This window comes from Flavobacterium bomense (assembly GCF_003970355.1).
This window is the reverse complement of record NZ_RYDJ01000004.1, coordinates 175,448-200,384: the sequence shown is the minus strand read 5'-3', so window position 1 is coordinate 200,384 and position 24,937 is coordinate 175,448. Positions and strand designations below refer to the sequence as shown.

The following is a 24,937-nucleotide window of genomic DNA, read 5'->3' as shown; positions in this document are numbered from 1 at the left end:
TTGCCTAAACCAAAAGATATCGGATGCCTTACATCCAATACATTTTCTATGACTATGCCGATGAAAGTGGACATTCTATAACATCTCCACGAATTGAGGCTGAAATGGTTGTGTTTTTTGCTTTTTTACAAACTGCAAAACGCTATTTTAATTTCACATCGAATCCTGTTTTTTTGATTACTTTTATCATTTTCTCATTCGAAAAGAATCAATGCAGGCTTTTAAACTTGGAGGAATAGAATCCAATAATTACAAAAAAAAATAAAATATAGAAAAAATAATGTTCACTTTCTTTAAATATCAGTTTTTCTACTTGAAAGCTAGTCTTGTATTAAATTTAAAAGTCTTGTATTAAAAAATAAATTGTATTTTGGATCAATTCGATAGTTAATCCCATAGAAATTAATTGTAATTTTTTAACTAAAAAGATGAAAAATGTTGTAATAAACTCGATACTGATTATGAAAAAACTGTTATTTCTTCTACTGTTTCTTGTTCCCATTATCATTTTTTCACAAGAATCCAAAAAAATTGCTCATATTGATTCAGTACTGAATTATTTGCATCAACGACAACTTTTTAACGGCAGCCTATTGATTGGAAAAGAAGGAAAAATCCTTTATAAAAAAACATTTGGCAATGCAGACCCAAAAAATGACACTCCCTTAAATAATTCTTCAGCATTCAACCTTGCTTCTGTCTCCAAGCAGTTCTTTTCGATGATGATTATGATATTAAAAGAACAAGGTAAATTGAATTATGACGAATCTGTACAAAAATATTTACCAAACTTTCCATACAACAACATCAGCATTCGTCAACTGATGAATCATACTTCGGGACTTCCCGATTATTTCGAAATAGCGAAAGGCGACATGACATTGCTCGATACACTCAGCAATAAATCGCTGTTGGAATTACTAGCCCTCAAAAAACCAAATCTTGTTTTTCAGTCAGGAGAAAAATGGCAGTACTGCGATACTAATTATGCCATACTTGCCTCCGTCCTGGAAATGGTTTCTGGTAGCACGTCCGACAAATTTTTTCAGCAATATATAGCTGCTCCACTTAAAATGAACAACAGTTATGTCTATCATTTGAAGATGAAATCCTATCCGCCATCACGCGTTTTTGGTATGCGATATGAAGGAGGAAAATCATTGTCTAATGACCTGATTCGTTTTGATGGCGTAGTTGGCGATGGCAATGTATATGCTTCGGCAGAAGATCTATATAAATGGGATCAGGCACTCTACACCGGAAAAATTTTAAACAAATCAAGCTTCACAGAAGCGATCACATCCGGGAAACTAAATAATGGTGCCGAAACTAAATATGGTTTTGGCTGGGACATAATAGAGCCTGGAAAAACGGTGGCACATACTGGCAATTGGGTTGGTTTCAATGCCGCCATCATTCGATACATCGATAAAAATCAAACACTAATTATACTTGACAATTCTTCTAATTCTTATGCAAACAAGTTGATCCCGAATATTTGGGAAGAAAAACCCATTGCACTTCCACAAACCCAGCTTATTACCAATATAAAAGTAATTGATGGAACGGGCCTTCCGGCTTATGCCGCTAATGTTCGCCTTGTGGATGATCGCATACAAGACATCGGATCACTAAAGGTTTTCAAGAATGAAAGTACTACCGACGGAAAAGGAAAAGTACTGGCTCCTGGTTTTATTGACAGCCATAGTCATCATGCCTCAGGACTTGATGAAAAACCTGAAGGAATCGCAGCAACAAACCAAGGTATTACAACTATTGTAATAGGGCAAGATGGAGAATCAGTACCCATCGACACAATACTTTCATCGATAAAAAAAATCCCCGTAAGTATAAATATCGCTACATACACCGGACAGGCTTGGTTACGCGAAAAAATAATGAAGGATGATGTAGGTAGAAAAGCTACTACTCTTGAAATTGATGCTATGAAAATTTTGCTAGCATCTGAGATGGATAAAGGTTCGCTTGGACTTAGCACTGGACTTGAATACGAGGCAGCTTATTACAGTAGTCGCGATGAAGTAGTTGAACTTGCCAAAGTAGCTGCCTCCAAAGGCGGGCGTTACATTAGCCACATTCGCAGCGAAGATATGCATCTCGATGAAGCTATTGATGAAATTATTGATATTGGAAGAGAGGCAAAAATTCCTGTTCAAATCTCTCATTTAAAAATTGCCATGCGTAGTAGATGGGGCAATTCTGGTCTTATTCTTAAAAAATTACAACAGGCACGACTCGAAGGTATCAATATCACAGCCGATGTATATCCTTATACCATGTGGAATTCTACGCCGAGGGTTTTATTTCCAGAGAAAGATTTTGACAATCTCGCCAGTGCTGAATTTGCAACACAAGAATTGTTTGATCCTGCTAATTCAGTAATGGTCCGTTACGCACCAAGTCCTACTTGGCAAGGAAAAACGGTGACCGAAATTGCTGCAATAAATAATGAAACTGCTGCGCAGGCGCTCTTGCGCATCATTCGCGAGACATCAGCAATCGGTCAGGATGGAACTATTGTGGCAAAATCAATGAGTGAAACTGACATCAGCAATTTCCTCAAGTGGCCTTTTAGCAACGTCTGTTCTGATGGGTCGATGGGTGGACATCCTCGTGGACATGGTTCTTTCTCCCGAGTGCTGGGTCGCTATGTCCGTGAGCAAAAACTGATACCACTAGAAACGGCCATACAAAAGATGACTAGCTTATCTGCAGAAAACGTAGGCATAAAAAATCGCGGACTCATTGCCCCAGGTTACTTTGCCGACTTAGTCTTGTTTGATCCTAATACTATAATGGATAATGCCACAGTAAGCAATCCTACGGCTCTTTCCACAGGAATACAGAGCGTATGGGTAAATGGAAAACTAGTTTATAACGAGCAAAAATCAGTTCCGAATTTTACGGGTAAGTTTATTAAAATGGAAAAAAATTAAATACAAAAAAGCAATCAAAATAATTATAAAACACCTAAAACCATGAACAAATCTATTTCAATTTCTAAATTTCATTTTATAATTTTTCTATTATTGGCCTTTTGTTCCATTCAAGCTCAAACTCCAAAAGGAACCTTATTTATCATTGGCGGTGGAAACAGATCAGATAAACTGATGACCTGTTTATTGTCCCTTTCTAAATTAGAAGCAAAAGATTATATCGTCGTATTACCCATGTCCAGCGAAGAGCCAGACAGTGCCTACATTTACTTCAATGATCAGCTAAAAAGGCTAACGTCAAATCCCATAGTGATGCTCAATTTTGATAAAAAAACCGCAACTAATCCAAAATGGATTGACTCTCTTCAAAAGGCAAAACTCATTTTTATAAGTGGAGGCGACCAAACCCGATTCATGGATATCGTCAAAAACACTCCCATTAAAACAGCCATTCATCAAGCCTACAAAAACGGAAGTACCGTTGCCGGAACAAGTGCTGGAGCAGCGGTAATGTGCGAACACATGATCACCGGAAATCAAAAATTAAATCCGGTATATACTGGAACTTTTGACAACATACGCCACAATAATCTCGAAACAACAGAGGGTTTAGGCTTAATGAAAAACGTGATTATTGATCAGCATTTTCTAAAAAGAAGTCGATACAACCGTTTATTATCTGCTATGGTAGAATTCCCTTCTCACGTCGGAATAGGAATTGATGAAGCCACAGCTATCATTGTTCAAAATAAAACTATAGAAATTACAGGAGAAAGCGAAGTTATCGTAATCAAAAATCCAAAAGGGATTCAAAAGTCAGGTACAAATAATCTTATATCCATAGAAAGTCTGGAAATGAGTATTTACAATAATGGTCAAAAATTTAAAATATAAAATTATTATCCAATTATAAAAACGGTCTGAAATTTATCTTACTTACGCTTATGTAAACTCTCCGGTATTTATCAGAATTCCAACTACTAAGAACACAACACCACAAACCGCACCAGCAATAACAGTTTTGGTCCAAGACGCCCGAGTCAAAATAATGATCGACGTTAAACTAAATAATAGTTTAAGAAAATACATTTTTTTTAGGAGCAGAACGAGTTCGTTTTTTAAGAACGTATTTCCCGCTATACATTAAAATCCTTATTAGGGCTGAACACCAGCCCTAACAAGGATTTTCATTTCTATCGGGGCTATTTAGATCGTTTTTATTTTTATCATAGCATTTTGTATTCAACTCTTTGAAAAACAAAGTCGAGCTCGTTTCCCGCTGCGCGCTGCGCAAAGTCTCCGACTTTGAGTATGTGTTTTTCAGTCTCCGACTGATCTTAAAATTCAAAGATTCAAAAAACAAAATCGGTTAAAAACCGAAAGGCACTTCCTCAAAATCCGAGATTTTGTGGAACGTTGTGATAAACATCTGAAATTAAAAATTGTTGATCAAAAACCCCAACTCTGCTCCACTTTACACTGAAAACTGTTGTTTCCAAATACAACAATAATTTAAAGCTTTATTTTACAAATAAGTATTCTATTCATATGTAGATAATATTTGTTTTTTATAGGAATATGGTATCGCCAGATCTTCATTGGTGTTTGCGACAGCTTCTGTCATGGCGATTTCATACGTATTCAAATCTAGCTTAAGAATAGTACCTACTCTGCTAAACTCTTCATTAATCTTTGCATTCAAGATTAGTTGTTCATTTGTTATTGGATGATTAAAAATTAACTGATGTGCATGAAGCATCATTCCTTTCAGTTCAAAATTCTCCAACCATAATTTATTTTGCTTGTTACAACCATGTGGCCGACTTCCTAAAATGGGATGAAAAATATGTTTGAAATGTTTTCGTAATTGATGCATACGTCCAGTTTCAGGAATCGCTTCTACCAAACAATATCGTGACGTTGGTTGATTGTTAAATTCTAACTCAATTTCGGTAGTTTGCAATCGATGAAAGTAGGTTATTGCATTTTGTATAACACCATCATTATTGGTTAAATCATAATCAATCGTTAGTTCTTCGGGTGACCAACCACGTAAAATTGCTAAATACTTTTTTTCGACTTCGCGTGTGGCAAAACGATCATTCATAATTTTTAAAACCTTTTTATCCAACGCAAATAACAAGACACCAGATGTTTTGCGATCTAACCGATGAATAGGATAAACGTGTCGCCCTCCTATTTGATTTCTCAATTCTTGAATAGCAAAAACTTTTGCATCACGCGCATAGAATGATTTGTGAACCAACAAGCCACTTGGTTTATTAATTGCTATAATATATTCGTCTTGGTAAAGAATTTCTAACATTTGGCAAAAATAAAAGAGATTTCTATCGAAATCTCTTTTTTAACTTATTTATTTCTATTCTTTTCTTTTTCCCCCGCTAGCGCGAAGGTATTCTCATTTTTGCAGCCGTGAAACATCTGAAATCTATTTTAGCCCAACCACCCATCACGATCCAAACTTCTATACTGAATTGCTTCAGCAATGTGGCTGGAAACCACTATTGGAGCCGCATCAAGATCAGCGATCGTGCGTGCAACCTTCAAAATACGATCATAGGCTCGAGCCGATAAATTTAATCGTTCCATCGCTGTTTTCAATAATTGTTTTGAAACATCGTCCAAGGCACAATATTCCCGAATGTGTTTGGTATTCATTTGGGCATTGTAATGGATATTTTCCATTTGCTCAAAGCGTTCGGTTTGAATTTCTCGAGCCGCTGTCACTCTTTTGCGAATGTCTACACTACTTTCTGCTTTTTGATCATCCGATAATTTTTCGAAAGGGACTGGTGTCACTTCGATATGAATATCAATTCTATCTAATAAAGGTCCTGAGATTTTACTCAAATACCGTTGCATTTCATGTGGTGAAGAAGTTTGTGGCGAATCCGGATCGTTGAAAAAACCACTTGGACTCGGATTCATACTTGCCACCAGCATAAACGAGGATGGATAAGTAACTGTAAATTTAGCTCTGGAAATAGTCACTTCTCGATCTTCCAGTGGTTGGCGCATCACTTCCAGAACATCGCGTTTAAATTCCGGCAATTCATCCAGAAACAAAACGCCATTGTGCGCCATTGAAATTTCGCCGGGTTGCGGATAACTGCCGCCGCCAACAAGCGCCACATTCGAAATAGTATGGTGCGGGCTACGAAACGGACGCTGATTCATCAAACCTACTTCCTTCAATTTTCCGGCAACACTGTGAATTTTTGTGGTTTCTAATGCTTCACGCAACGTCATGGGAGGCAAAATACTGGGCAGTCGCTTAGCTAACATGGTTTTTCCGGCACCCGGTGGACCAATCAAGATAATATTATGCCCGCCGGCAGCCGCAATTTCCATACATCTTTTTATAGACTCCTGCCCCTTGACATCACTAAAATCAAATTCAGGAAAGTCTAATGTTTTATAAAATTCGGCTCTAGTATCGATTGTTGTTGGTTCCAAAGTCCCTTTTCCTTCTAGAAAGTCAATTACTTCCTGTATGTTTTCTATTCCATACACATTTAATCCTGCAACAATTGCTGCTTCTTTCACATTTTGCTTTGGAAGAAAAAAACCTTTAAAACCCTCTTCTTTTGCTTTGATAGCAATCGGCAAAGCGCCACGAATGGGTTGCAAACCTCCGTCAAGCGAAAGCTCTCCCATGATTACATACTGGTCAATTTCATCGGCTTTAATCTGCCCAGAGGCTACCAGAATACCAATTGTCAAAGTCAGGTCATACGCAGAGCCTTCTTTACGTAAATCCGCAGGAGCCATATTGATGGTGATTTTTTTGCCGGGCATCGCATAGCCATTGTTTTTAAGCGCAGCCGCAATACGGTAACTGCTTTCTTTAATAGCATTATCTGGCAATCCAACTAAATGGTATCCAATCCCTTTATCAATATTTACCTCAACGGTAATTGTTGTGGCTTCAACTCCAAAAACTGCACTTCCAAAAACTTTAACTAGCATCTGTTTTTATTTGATTCTAAAATTAATGAAACTTTTCTTATTGTTATTATAAATCTTACATAAATTCCAATAAAATAATGAACAGCAAAAATTTCATCAAAAAGACACTCAAAATACTTTGGTATACAGCTCTATACGATACATTTTTCGCGAAAACAAAATGTTAAAATTAAAAAAAGTGAAGGTATAATATTAACATTTTTCTACTTTTAGAAAATAATTAGAAACCACACTATGAAAAAAATCCTACTCCTACTCTGTTTGAGTTTTTTGGTACCAAAAACCTATGCTCAGGAATACTTTCCTAATAACGAAAGTGTTCAAAACAAAAACACCAATTTCACTGCTTTTACCAATGCCAAAATTTATGTTACCCCAACACAAATTATTGAAAAAGGCACTTTATTAATTCAAAACGGAAAAGTAATTGGTGCCGGTGCTACCATTACTATTCCTAAAAATTGCGTTACTATTAATCTGGAAGGAAAATCAATATATCCTTCCTTTATTGACATTTATACCAGTTTTGGAATTGAAAAACCAAAAGAAATAACAAGTACGGAAAGAAATCCTTTGTACGATACTAAAAGAGTAGGATATTATTGGAATGAAAGTATTCGCTCAGAAGTAAATGGATATGAAAGTTTTAAATACGACCCAACTAAAGCAGAGGAGTTGTTAAAAGCAGGATTTGGTGTTGTAGGTACTCACGTTCCGGATGGAATTGCCCAAGGATCCGGAATGTTAATCGCTTTGAACAACGCTGATAAAAGCACACAATTATTATCTGACAAAATCACTAATCACTTTGCATTTACAAAAAGTGCCACTACAAATCAATCCTATCCTAGCTCATTAATGGGAATGATGGCCTTATTACGCCAAATGTACTTTGATTTAGATTGGTACAAAAAAGGGAATGCTGCAACCAAAGATTTATCATTAGAAGCCTTATCAAATAATGAAAAATTAGTTCAAATTTTTGCTTCGGAGGATAAATTAAATAGTGTTAGAGCTTCTAAAATAGCAAAAGAATTTGGATTGAACTATGTATTGAAAGGCATAGGAAATGAATTTGAAAGAATTGAAGAAATAAAAAAAACAAATTCTAAATTTATTATTCCAATCAATTTCCCTGAAGCTTATGATGTGTCTGATCCGTACCAAGCCAATCAAATGGAATTGAAAGATTTGCGTTTCTGGAATCAAGCCCCTACTAATCTAAAGGTTTTGTCTGATAACGGTATTGTTTTCGCCTTGACGACAGACAAATTAAAGAAGGTGGAAGATTTCAGAACCAATCTTCTAAGAGCCATTAAATATGGTTTTGATACAACCAAAGCATTAGAAGCACTGACAACAATTCCAGCATCAATTTTAGGAAAAAGCAACGAAATTGGAAGTTTAAAAACCGGAAGTCTAGCTAATTTTGTGATCACCTCCGGAGAAATATTCGAAGAAAAAACCATCGTTTACGAAAACTGGGTTCAAGGAAGTAAGTATGTCATCAATGATATTATGGTTAAAGACATTCGTGGTAAGTATGACTTAACGGTCAATAACACCAAATACAAATGGACTCTTGACGGCGACATAGCTGCACCAAAATCAGAAATCACAAGTGTTGATGCTAAAAAAATAAAGTCTAAACTTACTATTGCTAATAACTGGATTTCAATAATAATCAAACCCAATGATTCTACAAAAACCAGCTTTACAAGAGCAACAGGATACATAGACGATATTGAGAAAATTTCTGGAAAAGCAATTTTATTCAATGGAAATGAAGTGAAATGGAGCGCTGTAAAAACGGCTCCTTTTGCAAAAGCGGTTGATTCTTCAAAAATTGAAAAAAACAATATGATCCTCCCTACAACATTTCCAAATGTTGCCTTCGGGACGGTAAAAAAAGCAACACAACAGACACTTTTATTCAAAAATGCCACGGTTTGGACCAATGAAAAAGAAGGTGTATTAGAAGAAACAGATGTTTTAATCAAAAATGGAAAAATTGCTGCTATCGGCAAAAACCTTTCTGATGCTTCCGCCACAGTTTTAGATGCAAAAGGCAAACATTTGACCAGCGGAATAATCGATGAACATTCCCACATAGCCATTTCAAGAGGTGTCAATGAAGGGGGACACAACTCCAGTGCTGAAGTAACAATTGAGGATGTAGTCAATTCCGAAGACGTTAATATCTATAGAGATTTAGCTGGTGGTGTAACAACTTCGCAATTATTGCATGGCTCTGCTAATCCTATCGGAGGACGCTCTGCCATTGTAAAATGGAAATGGGGCGCTTCTGCAGAAGAAATGCTTTACAAAGACCAACCAAAATTCATTAAATTTGCTTTAGGTGAAAATGTGAAACAAGCCAACTGGGGAATTACCAACCCTACTCGTTTTCCTCAAACAAGAATGGGTGTGGAACAGGTTTTTACAGATTATTTTCAACGTGCAAAAGAATATGACTTGGCTTGGAAAACTTATAATTCAAGTGGTAAAAAAGGAAAAGGGAAAGCGCCAAGGGTAGACTTAGAACTACAGACTCTAGCTGAAATCCTTAATAAGGAACGTTTCATTTCCTGCCACTCTTATGTGCAATCTGAAATTTTGATGTTGATGAATGTTGCCGAAAAATTTAACTTTAGAGTAAATACCTTTACACATATCCTTGAAGGATACAAAGTAGCCGATGAAATGAAAAAACACGGAGTAGGAGCCTCGACGTTCTCGGATTGGTGGGCGTATAAATTTGAAGTGAATGATGCCATTCCGTTCAACGGTCCAATCATGCACAATGCGGGACTTGTAGTAGCCTATAACTCTGATGACGCTGAAATGTCCAGAAGATTAAATCAAGAAGCTGCAAAAGCAGTGAAATATGGAAACATTTCAGAAGAAGAAGCATGGAAATTCGTGACTTTGAATCCTGCAAAATTATTGCATATTGATGATAAAGTGGGAAGTATAAAAATAGGAAAAGATGCTGATGTAGTACTTTGGAACAACAATCCTTTATCTATTTATGCTAAAGCTGAAAAAACAATAATTGAAGGTGTCGTTTATTATGATGTGCAAAAAGATGAAGCACAAAGAGTAGCAGTTGCCAAAGAAAGAAATGAGTTAATAGGCCAACTATTGCAAGAAAAAAACAAAGGAATGATCACTCAAGAGCCTAAAAAGAAGGAAAAAATAGAATATCATTGTGATTCTTTGGAACATTAAGCTCAAGAAATCTACGTTTCTTAAATCTAAAACAACAAAATAGGATGAATAAAAATATATATATTTTACTATTGGTATTTAGCATATCAATACTTACAAAGGCACAGCAAGCTCCTGCTTCAAAACAATCAAAATCTATTTTAATTCTAAATGCAACAGCACATTTAGGAAATGGCGAAATAATCGAAAACAGTGCTATAGGATTTGTAGAAGGCAAAATTACATTAGTGGCAGATGCCCGATTAATAAAACTAGCTCAAGGAGCGTATGATATTACCATTGACGCCAGCGGAAAACACGTATATCCAGGATTTATAGCGCCCAATTCTACCTTGGGCTTAGTCGAAATTGATGCCATAAAATCTTCTGATGATGAAAGCGAAATAGGAAATATGAATCCTCACGTAAGAAGTATTATTGCCTATAATGCTGATTCAAAAGTAATTGAAACCATTAAACCAAACGGAATTTTGATGGCGCAAATTACCCCACGTGGCGGAAGAATTTCAGGCACTTCATCCATCGTTCAGCTTGATGCCTGGAACTGGAAGGATGCACTGATAAAAGAAAATGATGGGATTCATCTTAATTTCCCTTCTAGTTTTAAAAGAAGTGGTTCCTGGTTTGAACCCGGAACAATTGAAGCAAATAAAGACTATAGCAAACAACACTCAGAGATAACTACTTTTTTGACTAGCGCAAAAGCATACTTAGCAGATAGCCCCAAAGAAATAAATTTGATTTTTGAGGCTACAAAAGGATTGTTTGACGGAAATCAAACCTTATTCATACACGCAAATGAAGAAAAACAAATTATTGATGCTATACAAATGGCAAAAGAAAATGGAGTTAAAAAAATAGTAATTGTTGGTGGTTATGAAGCGTATAAAACGGCTGACTTACTTCAAAAAAACAACATTGGAGTATTATTAAAAAGAGTGCATGATATGCCTGAAAATGAAGATCATGACATTGATTTACCGTACAAAAACGCTAAATTATTGACAGATAAAGGCGTTATTGTAGGCTTGGAAAACAGCGGATCCATGGAGCGTATGAATACCAGAAACTTACCTTTCCTGGCCGGAACATGTGCTGCTTATGGACTTGACAAAGAAAAAGCGCTACAACTAATAACCTTCAATACCGCCAAATTATTAGGGATCGATAAACAATGTGGTACTTTAGAACAAGGAAAGGATGCTACCTTATTTATTTCTGAGGGTGATGCTTTAGACATGAGAACGAACAAACTAACTAATGCTTTTATTCAAGGCAGAATGATCAGTCTTGAAACACACCAAACAAAAATGAACGATATTTATAAAACAAAATACAATCAAAAATAACAAATACAATGGGACTATTTAACGCCATCCTGGGCAATGCCTCTGAAGTAAACATTAAAGATGTTGCTACTGAATTTGAGCCAATCCTAATTGATGGAGAAACAATCGAAAAAGCATATAAATTAATTCGGGATATGTTTGTTTTCACCAATAAAAGATTGATTCTGGTCGAAAAACAATTGGTTGGAACCAAGGTTGATTATATGTCAATTCCGTATTTGAGTATCAAAAAATTCTCTAAAGAAAGTGCTGGAATATTAGATATGGATGCCGAGTTGAAAATTTGGTTAAACAATGACGCAACCCCAATTGTAAAACAATTTGGTAAAGGTGGTAATAACATTAATGAAGTTTACAAACTTTTAAGCAAACATCTTTTAAAATAAGGAGATCCTTTAGTTTTTGAAAAATGCATCACTTGTAGCTATACAATTGGTGCATTTTTTATATATCAAATTTTGTCTTAATGCTAAGTGCATTAAAATTCCCAGATTGGAAGTCTAATTTTTTACCACAAGACCCCAAGTATTCATTAAATTGGTGATTTTATTTAAATAAAAAACAAATTTTATCTTTAAAATATAAAATACCCATAAAAAAATAGGGGCTAGATTGCAAAAATCATAAAAATAAAACATTAACGCGCTTTACAATAGGGGTATGTTAAACAATTTTATATTTTTATCAAAATTTAAAACTGAAAAACGATGCGAAAAATTATTTTAAGTGTGATATTGATCACGATTTTGGTATTAACCCTTTGTTCAAATTATTTCTTAGCAGAAAGTCCAGCTCCTACAGAAGCAGTAAAATTTGATACCGGCGATACCGCTTGGATGATCGTTGCAACTGCACTTGTATTAATCATGACACCCGGTTTAGGTTTCTTTTACGGTGGAATGGTAGGTAAAAAAAATGTCATTAGTACCATGCTTCAAAGCTTTATGGCAATGATAATCGTTACCGTGTTGTGGGTTGTCATCGCTTTCGGATTATCTTTTGGTCCAACTATTGGAGGAATAATAGGGAATCCAATTCCAAATTTATTTTTTCAAGGCGTAAATACAAATACATCTTGGGGTCTAGCTCCAACAATTCCATTTATGCTCTTTGCCTTATTTCAAGCAAAATTCGCCATCATTACACCCGCTTTAATCACCGGCGCTTTTGCAGAACGAATTCGTTTTTGGGCGTACTTACTATTTATGGTTTTATTCATACTGCTCGTTTATACCCCGCTGGCTCACATGACATGGCATCCAGATGGTATTCTCTTTAAAATGGGCGTATTGGATTTTGCTGGTGGAACTGTAGTTCATATGAGTGCTGGTTGGGCTGCTCTGGCTGGTGCCATTTTCTTAGGCAAAAGAAAAGCAGAAAAAGGAAATCCCGCACGTATAACATACGTAATGTTAGGTACCGGATTGTTGTGGTTTGGATGGTTCGGGTTCAACGCTGGTTCCGCTTTAGGAGCTAATGGGCTTGCCGTACAAGCACTGGGGACAACTACTATTGCTGCTGCTGCTGCTGGAATGGCTTGGGTATTTCTTGATAAAATTCTTGGTCATAAATTGTCGGCAATGGGAGCTTGTATTGGTGTAGTGGTCGGATTAGTTGCCATTACTCCTGCAGCTGGTTTTGTTAGCATTCCTCATGCTTTGTTCATAGGAATTTTTGCAAGTATTGTGAGTAATCTGGTGGTTAGAAGTTTCCACAAATGTAAAATTGATGATGCTTTAGATGTATTTGCCTGTCACGGTGTAGGTGGCATCATTGGGATGCTTTTGACAGGTGTATTTGCTTCAAAATCAATAAACGCGGCAGTTGGTGATAACCAAGGACTTATTTTTGGAGAAACAACATTATTCTTAAATCAATTATTTGCTATGGTTGTCGTTTCCATATTTGCATTCTCAATGTCTTATTTCCTTTTCTATATTGTAAACAAAATAACTCCTCTAAGAGTAAGTGAAGAAAAAGAAGAATTAGGCTTAGATATTTCGCAACACGGTGAATTTCTATAAATCTTCGGTATAAAGTTAGAGACGCTCTGAAATTTCAGAGCGTTTTTTTGCTCTTATCCGTTCTAAATACCTATAATATACAAAGCAATTCTTATTCTTTAAACAATAAACTAAAAACTTTAAAAATAGCGTAGTACATATTAATTTTGCCTGCATCCTTTAAAACTAAAATCCCAATCTTTAAAAAAAGATTGGGATTTTAGTTTTAAATATAGTCGAATGCTTTTATGGCGCACAACCCGATTGCCGTTTTATTTTAAAACAGTACACTCAATTTTAGAGTCGTTATAAATCTTGTGCGTTTGTTTCTTAAAATCTTCAGGTTTTGCATAAAAGATATTGTCAACAAATGTCTGTGGATTCAAATCTATAAATGGAAACCACGTACTTTGAACCTGAATCTGGATTTTGTGTCCTTTTTTGAACGTATGAAATACATCTTGTAACTTAATATTAACTGCTGTTTTCTCATTGGCTACAAAAGGTTCTGGTTTTGAAAAACTATTTCTAAAACGGCCTCGCATAACTTCACTTCGTACCATCATGTGGTAATTACTCATCTTTAGATACGGAGCTACTTCTTTTGTTTCCGGTTCGTCGTTTGGGAAAACATCAATCACTTTTACAATCCAATCCGCATCAGTTCCTGTAGTAGAAACTTGTAATTTAGCCAAGATTTCTCCGGCTAATGTGGTATCATCATTCAATACTTCTGTTTCAAAAACAATCACATCCGGACGTCGTGCAGCAAAACGCTGGTCATCGGTCATGTATTTCCTTGGAGTAAGTCCGTTTTGTTTAATATCCTCCGAATAGGGTACCGGTTTCTTAGGATCACTAATAAATTCTTCAAAAGAAATATTTTGCTTAGCCAATTTTGTCAATTTACTCCCTTGCAAAAAGAAATCTTGTTTTTCAGTATTTACGGGAGGCCAGGCATCATAGGTTTTCCACTCTTTTCTTCCGGTGTCAAAAACATAAGCTTCAGGCAATTTATTAGCTCCTTTTCCATTATTTTTCAAAAAATGGCGGAAGAAATTAGATTCAATATTTTTTTGATAAAAACCAGAAATACTATCTCCAAAATTAATATTACCAATCACTTGCTTTGCTGAATTCCTAGCCCAATCACCATGACTCCAGGGTCCCATAACAATTGTGTTGTAGTTTTTACTGCTCTTTTCTATCGTACTGTAGGTATTCAAAGGACCGTATAAATCTTCGGCATCAAACCAACCTCCTACTGTCATTACCGCTGGTTTAATATTATTCAAATGCTGTAAAATTCCACGCTTTTGCCAAAAATCATCGTAACTGGAATGGTCTTTCAGCTGTTGCCAAAACTCATTCTCTTTTCCATAATATTTGTCTAAATTAGAGAGTGGTCCTGCATCCAGGAAAAACTGATAATCATCGTTTGTACCCGCATTCGTAAATTTGTACCAAGGTTCCGTAGTACGTTTTGTTTTTTGAGGGCCAAATAACGGAGTGACTTTCCAATAACTCAACAAATACGCTCCATTGTGATGAAAATCATCAAAAAAGAAATCAGCGATACATGCCTGAGGCGAAACGGCTTTCAAAGCTGGATGATTACTCAATAAAGAATATGTAGCGTAAAAACCTGGATATGAGATTCCCCAAGTTCCAACATTTCCATTATTGTTAGCCACATTTTTCACCAGCCACTCTATCGTATCATAAGTATCCGAAGCTTCATCCGTATCTTTCTTGCCTTTTTTATTTGGAATAAAACCACGCATGTTGTCATACAAACCATCACTCATGAATCGTCCTCGAACATCTTGATAGACTACAATATATCCTTCTTTCATCATCGTTTCACTGGGAGAAATGCTTTTCTTGAACTGATTTTCTCCATAAGGCCCCGAGTTATATGGTGTTCTTTGCATTATAATTGGATATTTTGTAGAAACATCTTTGGGAGTATAAATGGCAGTAAACAACTCTACTCCATCACGCATTTTAATATGCACTTCCTTTTTAGTATAATTTTCAGACACATAATTGGCTTTATTGTCTTGGGCAAACAGAACTGTACCAATAAAAAAAAGCGAAATACCTAATAGTTTTTTCATGAATTTTTTTGAGTTAAAATAATTTTTAAAGATAAAAAATCTCTTCGAATATTGCATCCATATTCCTTCTTTTTTGAAATTTATGAATTTTAGTTTATCAAAAAAACACCAAATATGTTAAAAAAAATAATCGTTTTTAGGATCTTTTTAAAGAAAACTGCACGGTCAGATTGGCATTTTTCATCAAAAATTTCATTCGATTTTACTTCTATAAAACCAATACTATTAATGCAAAAAGTGGCCGTTATTTGTTGCAAAAAAGACAATATCTGCATTTTAAAAGGATTTTTTAGATAATTTGCCTTACATTTGTAAAATACCAAATTATTTTTTGTGGTTAATAAAGTCTTTTTTTTGCACTTTTAACCCAAAGCTAAGATCCCTTATTTTAGAAAATATTCTAAAAAAAATCATCTTTTTTTGCAGTTTACTGCACCTTTTGCCTTTTGGAAAAATTCCATGTACAGGCTATTAAATAATCGAAAATTAATAATATGCACCTAATAGATTATGCAATCTTTGTTGTTTACATGCTGGTTATGCTAGGCGTTGGCGTTTATTTTTTCAATAAGAATAAAACCGCGGAAGATTTTTACGTTAGCGGAAGAAATATGAATAGCTGGCACATTGGTTTATCCGTTGTAGCCACAGATGTAGGTGGTGGATTCTCAATAGGATTGGGCGGTCTGGGTTTTACGATGGGAATATCCGGTTCTTGGATGCTGTTCACCGGACTGCTGGGCGCTTGGCTGAGTGCTGTTTTTCTAATTCCAAAAGTAAGTGCATTAGGACATAAATATAAGTTTTTCACTTTTCCCCAAATATTTGATCATTTTTATAATGCTAAAGTAGCGCTACTGGCCGGAATTATTTCGGCTATTGGATATCTTGGATTTACAAGTTCTCAGGTTTTGGCTGGAGCCAAATTAGCTTCGGCAACCATAGAAGGACTTAATTTACAAACAGCGCTAATTGTAATGGGACTTATCGCGGTAATTTATACGGCTATTGGAGGATTAAAAGCCGTTATTTATACCGATACAATCCAGTGGTTAGTCCTTATTGGCGGATTGGTTTTTATAGGAATTCCAGTTGCCTACAATGCCGTGGGAGGGTATGAGGCGATCAAGACTACCTTGGCACCTGAATATTTATCACTGACCAATGTAAAATGGTATCAGATTTTAAACTGGTCTATAACCATTATACCCATTTGGTTTGTAGGAATGACTTTATACCAGCGGATTTATGCCAGCAAAGGAGAGAAAGAAGCTAAAAAAGCATGGTTGATTGCGGGTGTTTTTGAATGGCCTATAATGGCATTTATGGGAGTGATTCTGGGAATGCTGGCTAAAGTGGCTGCAAACAAAGGAATGTTTGACGGTATTACAGATGCAGCCAATATGGATAGCGAAATGGGATTGCCTATTTTACTGGCCACCATACTCCCCGTTGGATTAATGGGGCTGATGCTTTCTTCCTATTTTTCGGCCATACTTTCTACCGCGGACAGCTGCTTAATGGCAGCTTCCGGAAATATTGTCACTGATATTATTGCTAAATTTTCAAAAAAAGAATTGAGTCATAAAAAAGAGCTTCGGCTCTCACAATTGGTCACCTTAATTGTAGGTCTTCTTGCTATTTTAATTGCTTCCCAAATGCAAAATGTACTGGAACTGATGCTCTACTCTTATGCTTTTATGGTGTCGGGCCTTTTCGTTCCGGTAATAGGCGCTTTATTTTGGAAGAAAAGCCATCCAACAGCTGCTTTTTGGAGCATGTTATTTGGGGGTGCCACCACAATCCTGCTAATTGTTACAGAGAATAAACTACCTTTAGATTTAAAATTACCGGAACATTTAGATGCAAACCTTTATGGAATAAGTATTTCTCTTATTTTATTCGTTACAATATCACTTTATCACCATAACAAAAAAGAAAGACAAAATGGAATTCAAACAAATTAATCACACAACCGGAGAAGATACAATTTATACCAATCAAATTATAGCATTATTCCTTTATACCCATTTAGAACAATATGGCGATACGATTGAAGACATTCGAAAATGTATTGATTACGTTATGAATCCTACAAAAGGAGGCAACATTGTAGTGGGAATCGAAGATCAAAAAATCGTAGGAGTTGTCATCTTGAACAACACGGGAATGAAAGATTTTATTCCTGAAAATATTTTGGTATACATTGCCGTGGACAACAGCCAACGGGGAAAAGGGTTTGGAAAACAATTGATGCAAAAAGCAATATCAATTGCCGAAGGAAATATTGCCCTGCATGTAGAACCGGATAATCCTGCCAAAAAACTATATGAAAGCTTAGGTTTTACCAATAAATATTTGGAAATGCGCCTCATTAAATAATCCAAAATGGAAAACTCAAACCCGTCCATCGAGACACTTGTACGGTTACGAAAGGAGCTTCACAAACACCCAGAGGTTTCGGGTAAAGAAAATCAAACAGCAAAACGCGTCCTATCTTTTCTCGAAAATTACCCTCCTGATGAATTGATTACCGCAGTAGGAACAACTGGTGTGGTTGCAATTTATAAAGGTAAAAAAAATGGAAAAACAGTATTATTCCGATGTGAATTAGATGCTTTGCCAATTGAAGAAACGAATCGTTTTGAACATCGTTCACTAATTGATGGTGTCTCACACAAATGCGGACATGATGGACACATGGCTATTCTTTGTGGTTTGGCAGCTGAATTGCATCAGAACAAACCGGACTCTGGAACCGTCATTTTGCTGTTTCAACCGGCTGAAGAAGATGGTAGTGGTGCTCAAAAGGTGTTTTCAGATACTAAATTCACTTTGATTCAACCTGATTACGTCTTTGCGCTGCACAATTTACCAGGGTTTCCAATGCATCAAATTGTAGTAAAAAACGAAACTTTTACCTGTGCCGTAAATAGCATTATCATAAAATTAAAAGGAAAAACAGCCCATGCCGGTGAACCTGAAAGAGGAATTAATCCTACTCTGGCAATAGCCGCCATTATCAATCAATTTAATGCTACTATTCAGACCGATATTACCAAAGAAAACTATTGCCAGATAACTCCCATTTATACCAAAATAGGTAAAAAAGCATATGGTGTAGCAGCTGGTGCGGGAGAAATTCATTTTACAGTACGAAGTGATAGCAATTTACAGATGAGAAAGATCGAAATAGCTTTAGAAAATGCAGCCCGATCAATCGCAAAAGAATATCAACTGAAGTGTAAAACGCAATGGACACAAAGTTTCCAAGCCAATGAGAATGACAAAACTGCTGTAGCATTCATCAAAAAGGCAGCAGAAATTAATGGTTTTGAACTATTCGAAAAAGAGAAACCATTCACTTGGGGCGAAGATTTTGGTTTGTTCACACAGCACTATCCCGGCGCCATGTTCGGACTGGGAGCTGGGGTAAACACTGCCGCACTACACAATCCTGATTATGATTTTCCTGACGAAATTATAGCAACTGGAGTGGCTGTTTTTCATCACATCAGCAAACAAATTACAAATGCACACTAACTCAATAATAGAGCTTAATCGCTCCGCGTATCAAAAGAACATCGATTTTCTAAAAAAGACCTTTGGAAAAAAAGTACTGATTTCCTCTGTCGTAAAAGGAAATGCGTATGGTCATGGAGTACAGCCGTTTGTGGCTATGGCTTTTCAATGTGGTGTAACTCATTTTTCTGTTTTTGATGTTCAGGAAGCCAAAGTCGTAAAAACAACACTACAGGACAAAGCAACTATTATGGTTATGGGACTCGTTCAGGATGAAGATATGGAATGGGTAATCAAGAATGATATTGAATTTTTTGTCTTTGATAAAACTCGACTGACGAAAGCTATGAAAACAGCTAAAAAACTCGAAAAAAAAGCAATTCTGCACATTGAAGTAGAAACCGGAATGAACCGAACTGGTTTTGACAAAAACGAACTGAATACTGTTATTACTTTTTTAAAGAAAGAAGAACAACATCTTACTTTCAAAGGGCTTTGTACTCATTATGCCGGGGCCGAAAGTATAGCTAATTATTACAGAGTGGATCAGCAAATCAAGAAGTTTGAAGAAATTTATGCCTTTTTTTGTAAAAATGATCTGAAGCCACAAATGAGACATTCTGCTTGCTCTGCAGCATCAATAATGTTTCCACAAACCAGAATGGATATGGTGCGAATCGGAATAATGCAATACGGATTGTGGTCCAGTCCGGAAGTATTTGTTACCTATCTCAATTCTAAAAAAAATAAAATAGATCCGCTGCAACGCGTTATCACTTGGAAAAGTGCTATAATGAGCGTAAAGAAAGTAAATATTGGTGATTTTATTGGATATGGAACCAGTTTTATGGCCAAAAGAAAAATGAAAATTGCTGTTATCCCTATTGGTTACTGCCACGGATACAGCCGCTCGTTGAGCAACCAAGGTCGTGTACTTATTCATGGACAACGCTGTATTGTAGTGGGTTCCGTAAACATGAACATGATGACTGTCGATGTTACTGATATCGACATGGCAAAAAAAGAAGATGAAGTGGTCTTGATAGGCACACAAAAAGAGCTATCCGTTTCTGTAGCTTCCTTTAGTGATTTCAGCAACCAACTCAATTACGAATTATTAACTCGGATTTCCAAATCAATTCCACGTAAAATCATAGAATAATGGCTTTTATAAAACTATATCGCAAAAAACTTGAAGAAAATTATGCCTTTCTGGATACTATTTTTAAATCCAGAAATATACAATGGGGAGTGGTTTCCAAACTATTGTGTGGAAATAAAATTTATCTCAAAGAAATCATCGCTTTAGGAGTACGTGAAATTCATGATTCCAGAGTAAGTAATTTGAAAAAAATTAAAGCCTTGGATCCGGAAATCCAAACCGTGTATATTAAACCACCTGCTAAACGAAGTATTGAAAGTATTGTGCGGTATGCTGACATCAGTTTTAATACTGAAATCTATACCATACAATTACTTTCAGAGGAAGCCGTAAAACAAAACAAGACCCATAAAATCATCATTATGATTGAAATGGGAGACCTTCGTGAAGGTGTAATGGGTGAAGAATTGATCGATTTTTATGGCACAATTCTAAAAATGCCTAATATTGAAATCTCTGGAATTGGTACCAATTTCAATTGCCTTAGCGGTGTAATGCCCACGCAGGACAAATTGATTCAATTGAGCTTATACAAACAGCTAATTGAAGCTAAATTCAATATCAGTATTCCATTTGTCTCCGGAGGAACTTCTGTTACTGTACCGCTACTCCTAAAAAATGCCCGACCAATGGCCGTAAATCATTTTCGAATAGGGGAAGCCCTATTTTTCGGGAAAGATTTGTTTACAGGAAATACCATAGAAGGAATGCACAATGATGTTTTCAAATTATACGCTGAAATCATCGAAATTACAGAAAAACCAAACACACCAACAGGGGAGTTAGGCGAGAATGTAGCCGGAAATTCCTTTTCGATGGATGCTGTCACTGATTTAGGCGATACTTCCCTTAGAGCTATTCTAGACATTGGTTTGTTAGACATGCAACCACAATACATCGAATCTGATGATACGGATATCACTATAGTAGACGCCAGTTCTGACATGCTGGTTATAGACATTTCAAATTCTAAAAAAAATTATAAAATTGGGGATTTAGTGGCGTTCAAAATACGATATATGGGCGCATTGTACCTTTTAAATTCTGCTTATATCGAGAAAATAATCGAATAAAAGGCAATTTTATACCCTACCTTGTATACGGCATCTCACGCATCAATACTGAGTAAATTAAGTCTATAGTATTAAATATAAACACAAATCGCACGAATTTCCACGAATTGAATCGTAGAAATTAGTGCCATTTGTGTCTAATATTCGGTTCAGTGATTTTTAGATGTACCTCTTATTCGACCTTTTTAAATCTATCAATCCCTTCTCTCAACCATCCTTTGTAGGCATTGATATTTGAGTTATAACTTTCTGGTTTATCAGACAGCATATTCTCTTCTACATCTAAAACAATGTAATACGGTTGCGCATTGGCTTTGTACCTTGTAATTTGGAAATCGCTCCATTTATTACCCACGCTTACAATTTCTTTGCCCGTTTCTTTAGATACGTATTGCTCACTTTTTGGCAATTCTCTTTTATCATCAACATATAAAGATATTAAAACCACTTCTTCTTGTAATATTTTTAAAATCGCAGGATCTGACCACACATAATCTTCCATTTTTCTACAATTCACACAGGCATAACCCGTAAAGTCAAGTAAAATAGGTTTGTTTACTGATTTGGCATAAGCCAATCCTTTTTCATAATTATCAAAAGCAATAAGATCATGTGGCCCTAAATGTGCGCCTTCCGGCAAAATTTGGGCAGATGCATTTGAGCCACCTTGGGAGTTTCCTACTCCGTAAGGACTTTCGCTATAGGTCATTGGCGGCGGGAAACCAGAAATTAATTTTAATGGCGCTCCCCAAATCCCAGGAATCAAATAGATGGTAAAGGCCAAAACTACTAATCCAAAGGACAGTCGTCCTACTGAAATATGTGTCATCGGGCTATCGTGCGGCAACGTAATTTTTCCGAATAAATAAAAGGCCAATGTTCCAAAAATAGCGATCCATATTGCCAAGAACACTTCTCTTTCCAAGAAATGCAATTGCAAAACCAAATCAGCATTCGACAAAAATTTAAATGCCAAAGCCAATTCTAAAAAGCCTAAAACTACTTTAACTGTATTCAACCAACCACCGGATTTTGGCAATGAATTCAACCAACCCGGGAACATCGCAAACAACATAAAGGGTAAGGCTAGAGCCAATGAAAACCCAAACATACCCACAATTGGAGCTATTCCGCCTTTAGAAGCCGCTTCGACTAATAGGGTTCCTACAATCGGTCCGGTACACGAAAACGAGACAATCGCTAACGCCAAAGCCATGAATAAAATTCCAACTATCCCACCTCTATCCGCTTGATTATCCACTTTATTTGCCCAAGAATTAGGCAGCATAATCTCAAAACCACCCAAAAATGAAGCTGCAAAAGTGACTAACAAAACAAAGAAAATAATATTGAACCAAACATTCGTGGACAACGCATTCAGCGCATCGGCACCAAAAATCCACGTCACTAAGAATCCTAAAACCACATAAATGAATATGATAGCTACTCCATAAATAATGGCATTACTAATCCCTTTTGCTTTTGTTTTGCTTTGTTTAGTAAAAAAACTGACTGTCATAGGAATCATTGGGAAGACACAAGGCGTAAGCAATGCGGCAAATCCAGATAAAAAAGCAATGAAGAAAATAGACCATAATCCTCTTTTTGTAGCTGGTTCAGAGTCTAGAGGAACGACTTTTTCAGGAGTAACTGTTTCTTCGTTATTTACATCCGGACTTACAGCTGCTGTATCAACTTTAGCCGTATCTATCACCGGTAAAACGGGGACTACAGCAGCTATTTCTGCTATTTTTGATGCCGAAGGAATTTTAAACGTAAAATTCTTCTCCATGTTAATACAAACATCTTTGCACACCTGGTAATTGAAATCGACTTTAATTTCAGTCAGCTTAGGATTTGTTAGTGTAATTTCCTGCTGGATTTGACCTTTCTTTTCGAAGAATGTTTCGTTAACTTCAAATATATCATTGTAAGCGGTTCTCGTTTTACTTTCTTTGGCTTTGCCCACTAAAGTGAAGTTTCCTTTTTGATTTTTGAAAATGATTTCCAGTGGCAACGGCCCTCCGTCTGGAGTAAATTGAGAATACAAATGCCAATCCTTTTCTATAACAACATTAAAAGTAAGAATATAATTAGTGTCCGATTTTTTTTCTATTTTAGTTGTCCATTTGGCGGGATCCAGAATCTGGGCATTTCCATTGGCAAAAGCCAAAAAAGCAATAAGTATAAATAGTAATTTCTTCATTATTCTGATTGTATTTTAAGTATATTTTTAGTTGTGTTGTCTATTCTAAAGCGTTCATCCTGACGTAGACCAATTATCCAGACTATTTCATCATTCGAACATAAAAGCCAAGAATTTTCTTTTTCTAGCAAGGATAATTTTTCATCTTTAAAAAACTTGCTCACTTTCTTTGACTTACCGTTCATCCCAAAAGGCTGAAAACTATCGCCTTCGTTCCAATGGCGTAAAATTAATGGATACTGCACTTTATCACCATCTACAAAGATAGTTTTATTTGAAACGATACCAATGTCGGCTACTTTGCAAAACGTAAGATTTAAGGGAATATTAACTTCTTTTTGATTTTCATCTATAAAATATTTGTCCTTTACATTTACGAAATTTATCGGACTTAGGATTAAGTAATCCCTGTCTTTTAATACTCTATATTCTGGAGAAAAAACATGTTTCCCAGATTGACTATCAACCAAATCATAAATATCATCCCAAGCTTTGAATCCAAATTCTTTCAGCCATTGGTACAAATAAGATTTGTAATTGGGTAATTTTTTTAGTTTTTTTAAATCAAAATAAATAGTCTCATTCTCTTGCTTCACCACTTGCTGATAAATCATAATCGAAGCATCTTCAGCCATAACTTGCGCGTCTTGCAAATACAGTTGTGTTTTGTGAAACGAGGAAAGAAAATTAGAATTCAATTCTTTTAACATCGGAACCAGATGATGCCGAATTTTATTCCGAAGGTATTTATCGGATGCATTACTGCTGTCCTCGCGCCATTTAATGTTATTTAATTTGGCATAATCTTCCATTTCTTTTTGGTTAAAGGCCAAAAGTGGGCGAATTACTTTATCGTTCTGCTCCGGAATTCCTGTCAAACCTTCTAATCCTGTTCCACGACTCAGATTGATTAGGAACGTTTCCAAATTATCATCGGCATGATGTGCTGTGAGAATATAATCGAATTTCTCAGTCTCTAATAACTCATAAAACCAGTTATATCGCAACTCGCGGGCTGCAACTTGTGTCGAAATTTTATAATCTTCAGAAAAAGCTTTGGTGTCAAATTGTGTTATAAATACTGGAATAGCATTTGCAGCAGCATATTCCTGGACAAAATTTTGGTCTTCAAAACTTTCCATTCCACGCAATTGAAAATTACAATGGGCCATTCCTATTGTATATTTCAATTGCTGAAACAAATGCACCAATACCATACTGTCTTTCCCGCCACTTGTAGCAAGAAGTATTTTTTTTCCGTTCAAGAACTGGAAATTATGAAGAAGATGGTTTTGGAATTTCTGTAGCATATTCAAATTTAATT

The 24,937-nt window shown here is 36.0% G+C and carries 17 protein-coding genes; 12 read left to right on the top strand and 5 right to left on the bottom strand.

Going from position 1 to position 24,937, the window contains the following annotated elements; genetic code table 11:
* Window positions 1-23 precede the first annotated feature (23 nt).
* The 3 genes from EKL98_RS05980 (at window position 24) to EKL98_RS05970 (ending at window position 3,851) form a co-directional block, all read left to right on the top strand.
* Window positions 24-239, top strand: a complete 216-nt coding sequence (locus tag EKL98_RS05980) for a hypothetical protein (RefSeq protein ID WP_126462544.1) — start codon at window positions 24-26, stop codon at window positions 237-239.
* Between the two features lie 222 nt (window positions 240-461).
* Window positions 462-2,957, top strand: coding sequence for a serine hydrolase (locus tag EKL98_RS05975; RefSeq protein WP_126561785.1), 2,496 nt, complete (start codon window positions 462-464; stop codon window positions 2,955-2,957).
* A gap of 42 nt (window positions 2,958-2,999) precedes the next feature.
* The gene (locus EKL98_RS05970) at window positions 3,000-3,851 is read left to right on the top strand and encodes a cyanophycinase (protein ID WP_126554146.1); all 852 of its coding nucleotides are present in this window, start codon (window positions 3,000-3,002) and stop codon (window positions 3,849-3,851) included.
* A gap of 646 nt (window positions 3,852-4,497) precedes the next feature.
* Here EKL98_RS05970 and EKL98_RS05965 read toward each other — a convergent pair.
* Both EKL98_RS05965 and EKL98_RS05960 read right to left on the bottom strand, forming a co-directional pair.
* Entirely contained in the window at window positions 4,498-5,283 is a 786-nt protein-coding gene (locus tag EKL98_RS05965; RefSeq protein WP_126462553.1) for a pseudouridine synthase, read from the bottom strand.
* 128 nt (window positions 5,284-5,411) lie between these two features.
* Window positions 5,412-6,947 carry a YifB family Mg chelatase-like AAA ATPase gene (locus EKL98_RS05960; RefSeq protein ID WP_126462556.1) on the bottom strand — a complete coding sequence of 512 codons (1,536 nt, stop codon included), beginning with the start codon at window positions 6,945-6,947 and terminating at the stop codon, window positions 5,412-5,414.
* A gap of 234 nt (window positions 6,948-7,181) precedes the next feature.
* Here EKL98_RS05960 and EKL98_RS05955 point away from each other — a divergent pair, with 234 nt between their 5' ends.
* The 4 genes from EKL98_RS05955 to EKL98_RS05940 all read left to right on the top strand — a co-directional run bounded on the left by EKL98_RS05955 (window position 7,182) and on the right by EKL98_RS05940 (window position 13,551).
* Window positions 7,182-10,178 carry an amidohydrolase family protein gene (locus EKL98_RS05955; RefSeq protein WP_126561784.1) on the top strand — a complete coding sequence of 999 codons (2,997 nt, stop codon included), beginning with the start codon at window positions 7,182-7,184 and terminating at the stop codon, window positions 10,176-10,178.
* Window positions 10,179-10,222: 44 nt separating this feature from the next.
* Window positions 10,223-11,527, top strand: coding sequence for an amidohydrolase family protein (locus EKL98_RS05950; protein ID WP_126561783.1), 1,305 nt, complete (start codon window positions 10,223-10,225; stop codon window positions 11,525-11,527).
* 8 nt (window positions 11,528-11,535) lie between these two features.
* A complete protein-coding gene (locus EKL98_RS05945; RefSeq protein ID WP_126462565.1) occupies window positions 11,536-11,913 on the top strand; it encodes a PH domain-containing protein in 378 nt (125 codons plus the stop codon).
* 321 nt (window positions 11,914-12,234) lie between these two features.
* A complete protein-coding gene (locus tag EKL98_RS05940) occupies window positions 12,235-13,551 on the top strand; it encodes an ammonium transporter (RefSeq protein ID WP_126462568.1) in 1,317 nt (438 codons plus the stop codon).
* 251 nt (window positions 13,552-13,802) lie between these two features.
* Here EKL98_RS05940 and EKL98_RS05935 read toward each other — a convergent pair whose 3' ends face one another.
* Window positions 13,803-15,650 (bottom strand): CocE/NonD family hydrolase, encoded by a 1,848-nt coding sequence (locus EKL98_RS05935; RefSeq protein WP_126561782.1) that lies wholly within the window; start codon window positions 15,648-15,650, stop codon window positions 13,803-13,805.
* 494 nt (window positions 15,651-16,144) lie between these two features.
* Between EKL98_RS05935 and EKL98_RS05930 the strand changes: the two genes are divergently transcribed.
* From EKL98_RS05930 to EKL98_RS05910, 5 genes are read left to right on the top strand one after another with little or no spacing between them, the layout of a single operon-like run.
* Complete coding sequence (locus EKL98_RS05930) at window positions 16,145-17,617, top strand: sodium:solute symporter family protein (RefSeq protein WP_126462574.1); 1,473 nt, start codon at window positions 16,145-16,147, stop codon at window positions 17,615-17,617.
* Window positions 17,598-18,032 carry a GNAT family N-acetyltransferase gene (locus EKL98_RS05925; protein ID WP_126561781.1) on the top strand — a complete coding sequence of 145 codons (435 nt, stop codon included), beginning with the start codon at window positions 17,598-17,600 and terminating at the stop codon, window positions 18,030-18,032. Before EKL98_RS05930 ends, EKL98_RS05925 begins: the two co-directional genes overlap by 20 nt.
* Window positions 18,033-18,038: 6 nt before the next feature.
* Window positions 18,039-19,193, top strand: a complete 1,155-nt coding sequence (locus tag EKL98_RS05920) for an amidohydrolase (RefSeq protein ID WP_126561780.1) — start codon at window positions 18,039-18,041, stop codon at window positions 19,191-19,193.
* Entirely contained in the window at window positions 19,183-20,334 is a 1,152-nt protein-coding gene (gene alr, locus EKL98_RS05915; protein ID WP_126462583.1) for an alanine racemase, read from the top strand. The genes EKL98_RS05920 and alr overlap by 11 nt, the downstream gene beginning before the upstream one ends.
* The gene (locus tag EKL98_RS05910) at window positions 20,334-21,407 is read left to right on the top strand and encodes an alanine/ornithine racemase family PLP-dependent enzyme (RefSeq protein WP_126462586.1); all 1,074 of its coding nucleotides are present in this window, start codon (window positions 20,334-20,336) and stop codon (window positions 21,405-21,407) included. Before alr ends, EKL98_RS05910 begins: the two co-directional genes overlap by 1 nt.
* Window positions 21,408-21,579: 172 nt before the next feature.
* Here EKL98_RS05910 and EKL98_RS05905 read toward each other — a convergent pair whose 3' ends face one another.
* Window positions 21,580-23,613, bottom strand: coding sequence for a protein-disulfide reductase DsbD family protein (locus EKL98_RS05905; protein WP_126561779.1), 2,034 nt, complete (start codon window positions 23,611-23,613; stop codon window positions 21,580-21,582).
* Complete coding sequence (gene tilS / locus EKL98_RS05900) at window positions 23,613-24,923, bottom strand: tRNA lysidine(34) synthetase TilS (RefSeq protein ID WP_126462665.1); 1,311 nt, start codon at window positions 24,921-24,923, stop codon at window positions 23,613-23,615. Before tilS ends, EKL98_RS05905 begins: the two co-directional genes overlap by 1 nt.
* Window positions 24,924-24,937: the final 14 nt, after the last annotated feature.

Coding starts and splice junctions, on each gene's coding strand:
- EKL98_RS05980 (WP_126462544.1), top strand. CDS start 24: ATGCCTTACATCCAATACATTTTCTATGACTATGCCGATGAAAGTGGA.
- EKL98_RS05975 (WP_126561785.1), top strand. CDS start 462: ATGAAAAAACTGTTATTTCTTCTACTGTTTCTTGTTCCCATTATCATT.
- EKL98_RS05970 (WP_126554146.1), top strand. CDS start 3,000: ATGAACAAATCTATTTCAATTTCTAAATTTCATTTTATAATTTTTCTA.
- EKL98_RS05965 (WP_126462553.1), bottom strand. CDS start 5,283: ATGTTAGAAATTCTTTACCAAGACGAATATATTATAGCAATTAATAAA.
- EKL98_RS05960 (WP_126462556.1), bottom strand. CDS start 6,947: ATGCTAGTTAAAGTTTTTGGAAGTGCAGTTTTTGGAGTTGAAGCCACA.
- EKL98_RS05955 (WP_126561784.1), top strand. CDS start 7,182: ATGAAAAAAATCCTACTCCTACTCTGTTTGAGTTTTTTGGTACCAAAA.
- EKL98_RS05950 (WP_126561783.1), top strand. CDS start 10,223: ATGAATAAAAATATATATATTTTACTATTGGTATTTAGCATATCAATA.
- EKL98_RS05945 (WP_126462565.1), top strand. CDS start 11,536: ATGGGACTATTTAACGCCATCCTGGGCAATGCCTCTGAAGTAAACATT.
- EKL98_RS05940 (WP_126462568.1), top strand. CDS start 12,235: ATGCGAAAAATTATTTTAAGTGTGATATTGATCACGATTTTGGTATTA.
- EKL98_RS05935 (WP_126561782.1), bottom strand. CDS start 15,650: ATGAAAAAACTATTAGGTATTTCGCTTTTTTTTATTGGTACAGTTCTG.
- EKL98_RS05930 (WP_126462574.1), top strand. CDS start 16,145: ATGCACCTAATAGATTATGCAATCTTTGTTGTTTACATGCTGGTTATG.
- EKL98_RS05925 (WP_126561781.1), top strand. CDS start 17,598: ATGGAATTCAAACAAATTAATCACACAACCGGAGAAGATACAATTTAT.
- EKL98_RS05920 (WP_126561780.1), top strand. CDS start 18,039: ATGGAAAACTCAAACCCGTCCATCGAGACACTTGTACGGTTACGAAAG.
- alr (WP_126462583.1), top strand. CDS start 19,183: ATGCACACTAACTCAATAATAGAGCTTAATCGCTCCGCGTATCAAAAG.
- EKL98_RS05910 (WP_126462586.1), top strand. CDS start 20,334: ATGGCTTTTATAAAACTATATCGCAAAAAACTTGAAGAAAATTATGCC.
- EKL98_RS05905 (WP_126561779.1), bottom strand. CDS start 23,613: ATGAAGAAATTACTATTTATACTTATTGCTTTTTTGGCTTTTGCCAAT.
- tilS (WP_126462665.1), bottom strand. CDS start 24,923: ATGCTACAGAAATTCCAAAACCATCTTCTTCATAATTTCCAGTTCTTG.